Origin of the sequence: Neobacillus cucumis, from assembly GCF_016908975.1 — a bacterium.
Classification (GTDB): Bacteria; Bacillota; Bacilli; order Bacillales; family Cytobacillaceae; genus Neobacillus; species Neobacillus cucumis.
In genome coordinates, this window is the sequence record NZ_JAFBEX010000006.1 from 41,491 (window position 1) to 55,457 (window position 13,967).

At 40.5% G+C, this 13,967-nt stretch carries 11 protein-coding genes and 1 pseudogene; 5 read left to right on the forward strand and 7 right to left on the reverse strand.

The genetic code is table 11. From position 1 onward, the window contains the following. Nucleotides 1-152: 152 nt before the first annotated feature. On the reverse strand, nt 153-728 hold the full coding sequence (locus JOC76_RS09240) for a biotin transporter BioY (RefSeq protein ID WP_205177318.1): 576 nt from the start codon (nt 726-728) through the stop codon (nt 153-155). Nucleotides 729-2,083: 1,355 nt separating this feature from the next. Here JOC76_RS09240 and JOC76_RS09245 point away from each other — a divergent pair. Beyond that, complete coding sequence (locus JOC76_RS09245; RefSeq protein WP_205177319.1) at nt 2,084-2,359, forward strand: hypothetical protein; 276 nt, start codon at nt 2,084-2,086, stop codon at nt 2,357-2,359. Between the two features lie 200 nt (nt 2,360-2,559). On the opposite strand, the gene JOC76_RS09250 is transcribed toward JOC76_RS09245, so the two are convergent. The 3 genes from JOC76_RS09250 to JOC76_RS09260 all read right to left on the reverse strand — a co-directional run bounded on the left by JOC76_RS09250 (nt 2,560) and on the right by JOC76_RS09260 (nt 4,881). Beyond that, on the reverse strand, nt 2,560-2,820 hold the full coding sequence (locus tag JOC76_RS09250) for a hypothetical protein (protein WP_205177320.1): 261 nt from the start codon (nt 2,818-2,820) through the stop codon (nt 2,560-2,562). A 113-nt stretch (nt 2,821-2,933) separates the two neighbouring features. Then, nucleotides 2,934-3,761 (reverse strand): fumarylacetoacetate hydrolase family protein, encoded by an 828-nt coding sequence (locus tag JOC76_RS09255; RefSeq protein WP_205177321.1) that lies wholly within the window; start codon nt 3,759-3,761, stop codon nt 2,934-2,936. Nucleotides 3,762-3,843: 82 nt separating this feature from the next. Further along, the gene (locus JOC76_RS09260) at nt 3,844-4,881 is read right to left on the reverse strand and encodes an asparaginase (RefSeq protein ID WP_205177322.1); all 1,038 of its coding nucleotides are present in this window, start codon (nt 4,879-4,881) and stop codon (nt 3,844-3,846) included. A gap of 182 nt (nt 4,882-5,063) precedes the next feature. On the opposite strand from JOC76_RS09260, the gene JOC76_RS09265 reads away from it, so the two are divergent. Next, nucleotides 5,064-5,411 (forward strand): helix-turn-helix domain-containing protein, encoded by a 348-nt coding sequence (locus JOC76_RS09265; protein WP_205177323.1) that lies wholly within the window; start codon nt 5,064-5,066, stop codon nt 5,409-5,411. Nucleotides 5,412-5,537: 126 nt separating this feature from the next. Here the strand turns inward: JOC76_RS09265 and aspA are convergent, their stop codons facing one another. Then, nucleotides 5,538-6,968: an aspartate ammonia-lyase gene (gene aspA / locus JOC76_RS09270; RefSeq protein WP_205177324.1), complete on the reverse strand. Its 1,431-nt coding sequence runs from the start codon at nt 6,966-6,968 to the stop codon at nt 5,538-5,540. Between the two features lie 68 nt (nt 6,969-7,036). Beyond that, complete coding sequence (locus tag JOC76_RS09275; RefSeq protein WP_205177325.1) at nt 7,037-8,047, reverse strand: asparaginase; 1,011 nt, start codon at nt 8,045-8,047, stop codon at nt 7,037-7,039. A gap of 139 nt (nt 8,048-8,186) precedes the next feature. Here JOC76_RS09275 and JOC76_RS09280 point away from each other — a divergent pair. From JOC76_RS09280 to JOC76_RS09290, 3 genes and pseudogenes are all read left to right on the forward strand, one after another. Continuing rightward, nucleotides 8,187-8,327 (forward strand): annotated as a pseudogene (locus JOC76_RS09280) (NAD-dependent malic enzyme); the annotation flags it as partial. Nucleotides 8,328-8,744: 417 nt separating this feature from the next. Next, a complete protein-coding gene (gene aimA, locus JOC76_RS09285) occupies nt 8,745-10,379 on the forward strand; it encodes a glutamate/serine transporter AimA (RefSeq protein ID WP_205177326.1) in 1,635 nt (544 codons plus the stop codon). 276 nt (nt 10,380-10,655) lie between these two features. After that, on the forward strand, nt 10,656-11,564 hold the full coding sequence (locus tag JOC76_RS09290; RefSeq protein ID WP_205177327.1) for a nuclease-related domain-containing protein: 909 nt from the start codon (nt 10,656-10,658) through the stop codon (nt 11,562-11,564). Nucleotides 11,565-12,854: 1,290 nt separating this feature from the next. Here the strand turns inward: JOC76_RS09290 and JOC76_RS31025 are convergent. Further along, a complete protein-coding gene (locus JOC76_RS31025) occupies nt 12,855-12,992 on the reverse strand; it encodes a hypothetical protein (protein WP_443677856.1) in 138 nt (45 codons plus the stop codon). Nucleotides 12,993-13,967: the final 975 nt, after the last annotated feature.

Consider the following 13,967-nt stretch of genomic DNA (forward strand, 5'->3'; position numbering starts at 1 on the left):
AGACGAGCCGGCCGAAAGGTTGTTTTTTAACCTTTTGGACGGATTGGCTTGTGACCTCGAGCCGATGGCGCCTAGAGCTAGACCAATCTCAAAGTTAAAATTTATACATTCTTATCTTTTAAAAAAAGACACATCAAGGTGTCTCTTTAGACTTAAATATTCTTCGTTACATTTGAGTAGCTCGCAGCTAGTGATCTTGAAAAAACGGGGTGCTTTCTTAGTCTATAAACTAAAATCGAAGCTAGTACAGCTTTTAACACATCACCAGGAATGTAAATTAAACTTACTTTTACAGCATTTAATACTGAAATGTGCATAATCAATGCTTGAACAGGGATACCAATTAAATAGACAAGCAGGATTCCAACTGTCAGATTAATTGATAAAACATGTTGTAGTTTTAAATTTTCTATACGTGATAATAGATATCCAATAACGAATGCTGTAATAGGCCAAGAAATTAAATAACCAACACTCGGTCCAACAAATACACTTAATCCGCCTCGACCTCCCGATAAAAGAGGTACTCCAACAGCAACTAGCAGTAAAAAGACAGTTTGGCTCATGGCTCCTAATCTTGCCCCTAATACTCCACCTGCAAGAAGAACACCTAGTGTTTGCAGTGTAATAGGTACGGGTGTAAACGACAGAGTAATAGGCGGAACGATACCTAGAGCACCCATGACAGCAGCAAACACCGCTACAAAGGTCATTTCTTTAAGTTTCATTTTTACATTCTCCTCAAAATAAATATGTAATTAATTCCATTATGATAATATTCAATTTTATATTAATTGTCAACCTAATAATAAATTAAGTTGACAATCTATGTTTGTTTTGAGTAATAAATGAAGTTGTGCTCATTTGACCAAAGAATACAAAAAAGGGCTTGGCAGGCCAAACCCTTTTTGTTCATATAGCAAATTAGCACATTCCACATGTTATGGAATGGTGCTGTACCTGTATTTCATAAAAAACCTCATGTACTTATGGTACGGTTCACCGCACCTGTTTAAGCGGCAGTTTTTATAAAAAATACTAGTCTTATCGCAGTTGGAAAAACAAGTGATTCCTATTATAAATAATTTTTGTTTTGATGAAAGATTGGTCTTTCTTCGGACATAGTAACACTTTTTGGGATTGCACTTGTCGGAAGTTTACTTGGCTTCAGACATCACTTCTTTTTGCCTTGCTTTGTCCGATGTTCACTCGACTTCGGACATAACTTCATCTTAATGGTACTGCTTTGTCCGATGTTCACCCGACTTCGGACACCACCTCATCTTTTTGGTACTGCTTTGTCCGATGTTCACCCGACTTCGGACACCACCTCATCTTTTTGGTACTGCTTTGTCCGATGTTCACCCGACTTCGGACACCACTTCATCTTTTTGGTACTGCTTTGTCCGATGTTCAATCGGCTTCGGACATAACTTCATCTTAATGGTACTGCTTTGTCCGATGTTCACCCGACTTCGGACACCACCTCATCTTTTTGGTACTGCTTTGTCCGATGTTCACCCGACTTCGGACACCGCCTCATCTTTTTGGTACTGCCTTGTCCAATGTTCACCCAACTTCAGACACCGCTTCATCTTTTTGATACTGCTTTGTCCGATGTTCACTCGACTTCGGACATAGCTTCATCTTTTGGGCCTTCCCTTGTCCGATGTTCAATCAGCTTCGGACCCACCTCATCTTTTTGGTACTACCTTGTCCGATGTTCAATCGGCTTCGGACATAACTTCATCTTAATGGTACTGCTTTGTCCGATGTTCACCCGACTTCGGACACCACCTCATCTTTTTGGTACTGCTTTGTCCGATGTTCACCCGACTTCGGACACCGCCTCATCTTTTTGGTACTGCCTTGTCCAATGTTCACCCAACTTCAGACACCGCTTCATCTTTTTGATACTGCTTTGTCCGATGTTCACTCGACTTCGGACATAGCTTCATCTTTTAGGCCTTCCCTTGGCCGATGTCACTCGGCTTCGGACATAGCTTCATCTTTTGGGCCTTCCCTTGACCGATGTTCACTCGGCTTCGGACATAGCTTCATCTTTTAGGCCTTCCCTTGGCCGATGTTCACTCAACTTCGGACACCATCTTATCTTCTTGATACTGCTTTGTCCGATGTTCACTCGGCTTCGGACACCACCTCATCTTTTTGGTACTACCTTGTCCGATGTTCACTCGGCTTCGGACATAACTTCATCTTAATGGTACTGCTTTGTCCGATGTTCACCCGACTTCGGACACCACACATCTTTTTGGTACTGCTTTGTCCGATGTTCACCCGACTTCGGACACCACCTCATCTTTTTGGTACTGCCTTGTCTAAAGTTGAGCAGATGTAAAAAATTGCCCCTACTTATGATACGGTTCACCGTACTTATTTAAGGGCAGTTTTTGTTCAGTTATTAACATGTAGTTTCTGAATTTCTACGATAAAAAAACGTAAGGACGCTAATTAGAACCTTAATCAGATGGACTCATTTGCCTAGTAAATAATTGGTCAGGATCACCGAACTTCTATTGTGGAATTAATTCTAGTAACCTATTTAATAGCTTCTTTCATTCCAAGATTTTCAATTTTAAGGAGGTATCTAGTCACAGCCTCTGTTAACATTGGCACATTATTTAGGTTTATACCCCAAACCTTTTCATATGCAAGAACAGAAATAACGATTTGCTTTAAACCACTCTCTGTTCCGTCGTAGTTTTGCCATAAAGATTTATATAGGTCTAAAATATCTTGATCATCCTTCAGTTGAATTTCTTCTTCATCACCTCTTTTTCCCCAGTATCTGTCCGTCATCCACTCTATGAAGGATAGAATCCTGCTTTAAATCCAGCAATCTGTCTTTATTCCATAGTAAACTCTAGGATAAAAGTGAAAAGTAAAAAGCACGGGAGCGTTCCCATGCTTTTTTAGCGGCCGAACTCGGCCCCTTCTTCTTTTGTTAATACATAATTACATAGTTTACCGATATTCTGTACTTCCACCGTTACCACATCGCCCGCTTTCATTGGACAGCTGCCAGATGGTGAACCAGTAGCCAAAACATCACCAGGCTCCAGAGTCATAATCTGTGAAACCCAGCTGATAAGGAAAGGAATGGAGAGTGACATCTGATTCGTATTGCCATCTTGCACGATTTTTCCGTTTAACGTTGTAACGATTCGTAAATGAGTTGGATCAAGACCTGTCACAATCCACGGCCCCAATGGTCCAAACGTGTCAAAACCTTTGCCGCGTGTAAACTGGGGATCCGTTTTTGTAAGATCTCTTGCCGTTACATCATTAAAGATCGTACAGCCAAAAACATAATCCAATGCTTCTTCTTCTTTTATATTTTTACCACGTTTCCCAATGACCAGGGCTACTTCCCCTTCCATTTCTACCTGCTTGGTTAAATCACTTGACGGAAGAATGATATCCCCTTCATTTGGAATCAAGGAAGAGGCGGGTTTTAAGAACATAAATGGTTCTTTGAGGTTAGCTTTTCCCCCGGTCTCCCTTGCATGATCAGCATATGTCCAGCCAAAATTAATCACCTTTGAGGGTGACACAGGCGCTAACACTTTGACATCACTAATTTTAAGTCTTATACCATCATATTTTAGTTCGTTATTTACAATATCAGTAAACTCACTGGACAATTGTAAAATTTCGTTACCCTCAACCATTCCGTAACATACTTTACCGTTATCATTCTGATAACGAACGATCGTTTGTGTTTTTTGTAAAACCTTCATTAGCGTACCTACCCCATGTATGGATGTATCTTGTCTCGTGTCCTTATAAAGACAGAAATAAATATTTTTTCGCTCTCGAATATTAAAGCAAACGAATAAGTGGTTCTATTTCAATATCGTCTTCTTGATCTGATTTGGCGGTTAAGTCCTCTGCCATTGGTGTTTCAATGATTTTCTTAACCTGTTCCAGAGAATGAGTTTGTCCCAATGCCCACATTAATTTGGGAACGATGGCTTCTGTATTCATATCCCCAGATAAAATAACTTGATGCTGAGCTACCTTACGGCCCACTTCATATAAAAGCAGGTCTTCCCCTTCTTCCAGGCATTGCGTTGTGATAACGACCGCAATCCCCTTTTCCGTAAGCTCTTGGATTTTTGAAAGTAAGTTCCTTCCTTCAAAAGGCAAGCCGCCGTTTCCAAAGCTTTCAATGATAATTCCTTTATATAAATCTTTTAGACAATCAAAAGTCTCAGGCTTCATACCAGGATATAATTTCATCAGAAATACATCGGTACATAAGTTAGCATGAAAAGAAAACTTTTTTGAGGCACGAACAGGTTTCCATTTATAGTTAATTTCATTTCTACCTACGTAAGCTACATACGGATGGTTAATACTTTCAAATGCATCATAACTTTTTGTTCTCATTTTGACTGCTCTTGTTCCAAGAATGACCCGGCCATCAAATAGGACAAATACTCCGCCAATATCTTCACAAGCAAACCGTAGAGCATCGGAAACATTTTTTTTCGCATCCGTTTGTTTGAAGCTGATCGGGACCTGCGATCCGGTCAGCACAACCGGTTTTTCCAGCCCCTGCAGCATATAAGAGAGGGCTGAGGATGTATACGCTAACGTATCTGTTCCATGTGTAATGACAAATCCGTCATAATCATGATAATGGGTATAGACGGCCTCAGCGATCTTTATCCATTGCTCTGGCTGCAAATTGGTACTATCAATATTCATTAAGATTCTACCGTCAACATGTACATCACTTGATGTTTCTGGTAAGTAGTTCAACATTTCTTCAACAGATAATTCTGGAACCAGCCCCTCATTCCTCTCTACTGAGGCAATAGTTCCACCGGTAGCAAGCAATAAAATCTTCTTCACAAGCAACATCTCCATTGAAAAGAATGGTCAGATTTACGCGAAACGCGTATTTATATTAGCTATTATATAACTAAATTATGAAAAATCAATATATTGTTCTCGTTTCGCGTATTTTTTTCTAGTATTCGTCAATTTCCAATGGTATAATAAATCCAATATTAAAAAGCTGGAGGCCTGAGAACATGCTGGAACGTTTATCTGTATTAAGAAAAGAGCGAAAATGGTCCCTACAAGAAACGGCCGACAAGCTAGGGATAGCAAAAAGCACTTATGCCGGTTACGAATCAGGATACCGTGAACCCTCCCTCCACTCCTTATTACAAATTGCGGATTTATTTGATACAACGGTTGATTATTTATTAGGAGCAGAAAAGGACGATCTTATTGAGATTACAAATTTCGGAAAAATCCATTCTCACAGACTTTCAATAGATGGGGAACTTTTGTCAACCGATGAATTAATCGATTTTGTCTCTTTTGTGAGGGTGAAACGAATGTTAAGAGCAAAGGAAATAAAAAAAGAAGCCTAAATATGGAAGATCCTCAACAGATATTTCAATAACAAAACAGCACCTCCAAATGAACATGGAAGGTGCTTTTACTTTTTTCATATGTTAGGGTTCAACGCAACGCATGAATAGGAGTACGCTTAAGGATTAGTCTCTTTCCAATAGGGCTGCACCGGCGATTCCGGGATGTGTCATTTCATAGGGGTCGAGGATTAGATTAAGCTCCTCTTCTGTCAACACATCATACTTCAAGCACAGTTCCCGGATTGGTGCCCCGCTTAAGATTGCCTCCCGTGCAATTTTAGCCGCTGCCTCGTACCCGATATGGGGGTTAACGGCGGTAATGACTCCCACACTTTTTTCTACATAGTCTTTTAATCTCTCTTCATTTGCTTTTATTCCTTTTAAACAATTTTCTGTAAAAGTACGGAAGGCATTATTCATAATGCTGATCGACTGCAGCAGATTAAAAACGAGAACGGGCTCCATTACATTCAATTCAAGCTGTCCTGCTTCGGAGGCAAGGCAGATTGTATGGTCATTCCCAATGACTTGGAAGGCTACCTGATTAATGACCTCTGGCAAGACTGGATTTACTTTACCTGGCATGATGGAAGAACCAGGCTGCCGTGCTGGTAACATGATTTCACCCAAACCTGCTCTTGGTCCTGAAGCCATTAAGCGCAAGTCGTTGGCGATTTTTGACATATTAATCATACAGACCTTCAATGCCGCTGATACTTCTGTATACGCATCTGTATTTTGTGTCGCATCCACAAGATGTTCAGCCCCCACCAGCGGCAGGCCGCTTATGTCTTTGAGGTGTTTTACCACCGACTCTATATAGCGCGGGTCCGCATTTAAACCTGTTCCCACGGCTGTTGCCCCCATGTTCAATTCATATAAATGCTGACGTGATTGCTTAATCCGCTTGATATCACGTTCGACTGCACGGCTGTAAGCTTCAAATTCCTGCCCCAGCCGAATCGGCACCGCATCTTGAAGGTGGGTGCGTCCCATTTTAATGACAGGATTAAACTCTTCCGCCTTTTGCTGAAAGACTGAATGCATTTCTTCCATGGTTGCAAACAGCTTCTCTAAAAAATTTAGTACGGCAATATGAATGGCTGTAGGAAATGAATCATTCGTTGATTGTGACATATTGACATGGGTATTAGGACTGCAATGGAAATAGTCCCCCTTTTCTTTCCCCATTAACTCAATTGCACGGTTGGCCAGGACTTCATTTACATTCATGTTAATCGAGGTTCCTGCGCCGCCTTGGATTGGATCGACGATAATTTGATCGTGCCATTTGCCTTCAATCATTTCATCCGCTGCCTTGATGATGGCTTCTCCAATGCCTGAATAAAGCCGTTTAACATCTATATTTGCCATCGCAGCTGCCTTTTTCACCATAGCCATTGCTTTAATTAATTCTTCATGAATTCGATACCCGGTGATGGGAAAGTTTTCAACCGCACGGAGTGTCTGGATCCCAAAATAAGCTTCAGCAGGAACGTCTTTTGAGCCTAAAAAATCTTTTTCTGTTCTTATTGTACTCTTTGTGATGGACATATCTTTCGCTCTCCTTTATGTAAAGCAAATTTTTAATAGGACCGATATTTCGGGCAGTTCTTGTGTTCCTATTTAAAAGCCTCTTCATCAGATTTGATTGTTAAGTCTCCCGCCAGTGGTGTTTCCATCATCGCCTTGACCCGTTCCAGAGAATCAGTCTGTCCCAGTGCCCACATTAATTTGGCTACAAGAGCTTCTGTGTTCATATCCCTGGACAAAATAACCTGATGCTGGGCTACTTTACGGCCCACTTCATATAGAAGCAGATCTTCTCCTTCTTCAAGGCATTGCGTTGTGATAACGATTGCAATCCCCATTTCGGTAAGCTCCTTTATTTTAAAAAGCAAGTCCCTTCCTTCAAAAGGCAAACCGCCGTTTCCAAAGCTTTCAATGATAATTCCTTTATATAAATCTTTTAGACAATCAAAAGTCTCGGGCTTCATCCCAGGATACAATTTCATCAGAAAGACATCGGTACACAAATTAGTATTTAAAGAAAGTTTTTGTGTAGCAGGCATAGGATTCCATTGGTAGTGTATCTCGCCATTGTTTACATAAGCTACATACGGATGGTTGATACTCTCAAAAGCATCATAACTTTTTGTCCGCATTTTAACCGCTCTTGTTCCTAGAATCACCCGACCATCAAAAACAATAAATACTCCGCCAATATCCTCGCAGGCAAACCGCACAGCATCAAGTACATTTTTCTTGGCATCTGTTTTTTTAAAGCTGATTGGAATCTGCGATCCAGTCAGTACAACTGGTTTATTTAAACCTTGAAGCATATAAGAAAGAGCGGAAGATGTATACGCTAAGGTATCGGTTCCATGTGTAATCACAAATCCGTCGTAGTCATGATAATGTGTGTAAACAGCATCAGCGATAATTGCCCAATGCTCAGGCTGCAAATTGGTACTATCTATATTCATAAGGATTTTACCTTCCACTTTTACATTACCTAATGATTCTGGTAAGAAATGCAGCAATTCTTCAACAGATAATCCTGGAACAAGCCCTTCACTTCCTTCCACGGAAGCAATCGTCCCACCAGTAGCAAGCAATAAAATTTTCTTCATCAGCAACATCTCCATAACAGGATAATCAAATTTCCGCGAAACGCGTATTTACAATAGCTATTATATTACTAAATTTTAAAAAATCAATATAACGTTCTCGTTTCGCGCACTTTTTTTCTATTCTAGCCCATTCCCCCATGACGATTTGACAAGGGTTTATACGCCTGGTGTCGCAAATATTTGTACCGCAATAGCTGAGGAACCGGAAAGAGCCTATTCCTTTAAGCGGAAAACAGTTGCAGTCATCTCCGATGTGACTGCTGTTCTTGGTTTGGGTAATAATTCCAAGTGTGTATAATGACATGGTTTTAGAGAGTCTACGTGCAGCCGTAGTTAAAGTAGCACAGCAGACAGGATTGGCACGGAAGGAAGCACGGGAGTAATAGATTCATTTTGTTAAAATGCCTGGTCCATTTTAAATGTGATCAGGCGTTTTGGAATTTAATTTACTGATGAAGATCAATTGAAAACGTTCTCGATTCGAGTACAAAATATTGATTTTTTTCTATTTTCAGTTTATAATCTTCCTAAAAGTGCGCATAACGCGTATAACTTTTTGAAATGGAGGGGTTATGTTTAGGAAGAATATTAAACTCTTAATTTAACAAAAAGTTGTTTGTAGTATTACGGAGTTAGAATATTTGGAATTTTTGAAAACGCTTTATATCTTTGTTCTAAATATGAGAGGGGAAAAAAAATGAATCAATTGCATCGAAAAATGGGGACTTTTTCATTGACTATGGTGGGGCTCGGGTCAATTATTGGGTCCGGTTGGTTATTTGGAGCTTGGAGAGCGGCACAAATTGCTGGACCAGCGGCTTTTGTCTCCTGGATAATTGGTATGATAGTCATCTCATTTATTGCACTTTCTTATAGTGAATTAGGCTCCATGTTTCCTGAAGCAGGCGGAATGGTAAAATATACGCAGTACTCACATGGCTCGTTTGCAGGATTTCTCGCGGCATGGGCAAACTGGATCGCAATTGTTTCAGTCATTCCAGTTGAGGCCGTGGCATCTGTCCAATATATGAGTTCCTGGCCATGGGAGTGGGCGCGTTGGACGCATGGTTTAGTAGTAAACGGAAGTCTTACCGGAGGAGGTTTAGCCATTGCCTCTGGATTACTAATCATCTACTTTTTCATTAATTACTGGACAGTCAGTTTGTTTTCCAAAGCGAATTCATTTATTACGGTCTTTAAAATCATTATACCTGGACTTACGATTGGGACACTTTTATTTGCCGGCTTTCATGCCTCTAACTTTACATCTACAGGAAGTATCGCACCGAACGGCTGGGCGAGTGTGCTTACCGCTGTAGCCACTTCTGGTATCATTTTTGCATTCAATGGTTTTCAAAGTCCAATTAATATGGCTGGTGAAGCAAAGAACCCTGGACGCTCTATCCCCATTGCTGTAATTGGTTCCATTTTAATTGCGACTGTTATCTATGTTTTATTGCAAATTGCTTTTATTGGGGCCGTTGATCCGTCTATGATCGTACACGGATGGCAGCATTTAACATTCAATTCACCATTTGCCGACTTAGCTATTTCATTAGGCATAAACTGGTTAGTAATCATTCTTTATTCTGATGCTTTTATTTCTCCTTCCGGGACAGGTATTACTTATACGGCAACTACTTCACGGATGATTTATGGAATGGAACAAAGCAAGTACTTCCCAAGTGTATTTGGAAAACTTCATCCCCTGTATGGTGTCCCGCGTCAAGCGATGTTCTTAAATCTAGGTGTATCATTCTTATTTCTATTCCTGTTTAGAGGCTGGGGCGTATTAGCAGAGATTATTTCCGTTGCCACTTTGATCTCTTATATTACAGGTCCAGTTACGGTGATGACATTAAGACGAACAGGTGCGGACTTGTATAGGCCTTTACGCTTGAAAGGATTAAGTTTCATTTCGCCGATTGGATTCGTGATTGCTTCCTTAGTTCTGTATTGGGCAAAATGGCCGTTGACCGGACAAGTATTATTTATCATTATGATCGGCCTTCCTATTTATTTTTACTATCAAGCAAAACAAAAATGGCAGGGATTCCGTCAAAACTTTTTTGCAGGGCTGTGGATGGTTGCTTATCTATTATGTATGATGATTGTTTCATTCTTGGGAAGTGATAAATTTGGCGGACTTAATGTCATTCCATATGGCTGGGATATGGCCTTAGTCACATGCATGTCTCTTTTCTTCTATAGCTGGGCCATAAAGAGCGGATTCAAATCAGAGTTTTTGGAACAAGGAAAGAGAGTGAACGATGACTTAAGAGAAAAAGAGAACCAAATGGAATCTCAATTGGATAAGAAAAGTGCTGTATAGTATTTTCATTTGGCAGCAAGATGCACGAAAATAGGTAAGCCATAAAAGATATACCATTAGTGGTATGTCCTTTATGGCTTTTTTTCTCCCATACTTTATTGTAAAAACAATTCCAATCTTCCAAGCCAAAAACCTCATTTACTTATGGTACGGTTCACCGCACCTGTTTAAGCGGCAGTTTTTTTAAAAAACCAGTTAATATTTAACAGAATATACACACTTATTTGTCCGGCCTTTTTATAAAATAGGCTTAGAAATGTTGAAAGGAAGTGGCCTATGGAACTTAAAAGCAGAACAGAATCAGAAGAATTATTGAAAATGCGATCTTTAAACACACGGATGGAGTTAACACAAGAGGAAAAGTTTCATTATTTCAACCTGGAAAAAGGTTATGAGGGTGAGGTGAAATTTGACCGAATGGCAGAAAGTCTTCGAGAAGAAAGATACATCATCAATGACTTGCTGCTTAAAATAAACAATTCCTATTTTCAAATTGATACAACGCTTATTTCACAAGAAGTCATTCGCCTGCTGGATGTGAAAAACTTTGAAGGCGACTTTTGCCTGGAAAAAGATAGATTTTACGCTATAAAAACCGGTCGTGAATATAAAAATCCCATCACCCAGTTAAGTAAATGTGCATCCCAATTCCGCCAACTTCTCCACGACCTCAAGCTTCATTACCTCGTGGAAGCTTCCGTTATTTTTATTAACCCAGAATTCACTTTATACAACGCGCAAGTAGACCACCCTATTATTCTTCCCAATCAGGTCAACCGGTTTTTAAAAAGTATAAATAGTACATCATCTAAATTGAATGATGGCCATAAAAAACTGGCCAAACAATTAATTTCATTACATCAAACTAAAAATCCATACTCGCAGGTACCAAACTATCAATATGAGCAGATGAAAAGGGAAATGTACTGTAAATTTTGTAGATCCTTTTTAGTTTCTTTACAAAATCATATCTTTGTTTGTGGAAAGTGTGGCGGTCATGAAACGGTCGAAGAAGCCATTCTACGGAATGTGAGGGAATTTCAGCTGCTATTCCCTGAGCGAAAGATTACGACTACAAACATTTATGAATGGTGTAACGTCGATTTGTCCAAAAGGACATTTTGCAGGGTACTAAAGAAAAACTTTATCGCAGTTGGAAAAACAAGTGATTCCTATTATAAATAATTTTTGTTTTGATGGAAGATAGGTCTTTCTTCGGACATAGTTACACTTTTTGGGATTGCACTTATCGGAAGTTCACTTGGTTTCAGACATCTCTTCTTCTTTTTGGTATTGCTTTGTCCGATGTTCACTCGACTTCGGACATAGCTTCATCTTTTTGGTATTGCTTTGTCCGATGTTCACTCGGCTTCGGACTTAGCTTCATCTTTTGGGCCTTCCCTTGTCCGATGTTCATCCAACTTCAGACACCACCTTATCTTTTTGGTACTGCCTTGTCCGATGTTCACTCGGCTTCGGACTTAGCTTCATCTTTTAGGCCTTCCCTTGTCCGATGTTCATCCAACTTCAGACACCACCTTATCTTTTTGGTACTGCCTTGTCCGATGTTCACTCGGCTTCGGACTTAACTTCATCTTTTAGGCCTTCCCTTGTCCGATGTTCACTCGGCTTCGGACTTAGCTTCATCTTTTAGGCCTTCCCTTGTCCGATGTTCATCCAACTTCAGACACCGCCTTATCTTTTTGGTACTGCCTTGTCCGATGTTCACTCGGCTTCGGACTTAGCTTCATCTTTTAGGCCTTCCCTTGTCCGATGTTCACCCAACTTCGGACACCACCTCATCCCTTTGGTACTGCCTTGTCCGATGTTCATCCAACTTCGGACACCATCTCATCCCTTTGGTACTGCCTTGTCCGATGTTCACTCGACTTCGGACATAGCTTCATCTTTTAGGCCTTCCCTTGTCCGATGTTCACCCAACTTCGGACACCACCTCATCCCTTTGGTACTGCCTTGTCCGATGTTCACCCAACTTCGGACATAGCTTCATCTTATGGGCCTTCCCTTGTCCGATGTTCATCCAACTTCAGACACCACCTTATCTTTTTGGTACTGCCTTGTCCGATGTTCACTCGGCTTCGGACTTAACTTCATCTTTTAGGCCTTCCCTTGTCTGATGTTCATCCAACTTCAAACACCACCTTATCTTTTTGGTACTGCCTTGTCCGATGTTCACTCAGCTTCGGACTGAGCTTCATCTTTTGGGCCTTCCCTTGTCCGATGTTCATCTAACTTCAGACTCCACCTTATCTTTTTGGTACTGCCTTGTCCGATGTTCACTCAGCTTCGGACTGAGCTTCATCTTTTAGGCCTTCCCCTGTCCGATGTTCACTCGACTTCGGACATAGCTTCATCCTTTAGGCCTTCCCCTGTCCGATGTTCACTCGACTTCGGACATAGCTTCATCTTTTAGGCCTTCCCTTGTCCGATGTTCACTCGGCTTCGGACTGAGCTTCATCTTTTGGGCCTTCCCTTGTCCGATGTTGATCCAACTTCAGACACCACCTCATCCCTTTGGTACTGCCTTGTCCGATGTTCACCCAACTTCGGACACCACCTCATCCCTTTGGTACTGCCTTGTCCGATGTTCACCCAACTTCGGACACCACCTCATCTTTTTGGTACTGCCTTGTCTTAAGTTGAGCAGATGTAAAAAACTGCCCCTATTTATGATAAGGTCCACCGCAATTAATCCTAACAAAAAGCTACTATTTAATAGTTCGGTAGTTCTTACTACTTGACTACTCCCCTTAATTGTAAAAAAATAGCCCTCAAGTCTGTCCGAAAACAAACCTTAAGGGCAACAGTAATTATATATAAAGGGGGGTCTGAAAAAGCTTGTCTTAATAATAACCTCTTATTCTTAATAAAATCTTAACACGCAGATCCTTAGTTAGTATATCCCTTCGGAGGGACTCTACCATTCGTTTTTCTGCAATGGCTTCATATAATTCAACCTATATTCCCTAAGATGCTCTTTCCTCTTCACCCACAAATTCCACACCTTTTGCCGGTGAGCCTCCCCGAAAGGCAACTAGAAGAACAATAAAAATCAAATAGAAAAGAGCCATTTCCCTTAAGATACGAACTGGGAAATGACTCTTCCATTTAACTTCTGAGATCCATTAAATCCCCTTCATTCTCTTCTGCTCTTCCTTCCACACCGAATACAGATACCTGAATAATAGTTATACTTATGCCTTTTCTGAAAAAAACATATGATGGGACCATAGTTTTCTTGCCTTGGCTTCTTTTATCCATTTATAGTTTTAAAAAGGAGATTTTTTCTTGGGGAAAGATAACCTGCAAAAGTGCGGAATACCAGTGAGAGTGACTTCTCTCGAACATACACGATTCTATTAAATTCTCACATTTCCACACTAAACAAACGTTTAATTAAAAATGAGCTAAACACGCTCTATTGCTGAATAGTGCCCTCCGAACCTATAAAAAAACTGTCAATGTTTGTATCCTAAAATCGGAAAAACCGATCCTGAATGGGGATCGGTTTTTCTCTTTCCATTACTCTTTATGAAGTAATTTCCACATGAGCATAGATATACCAGT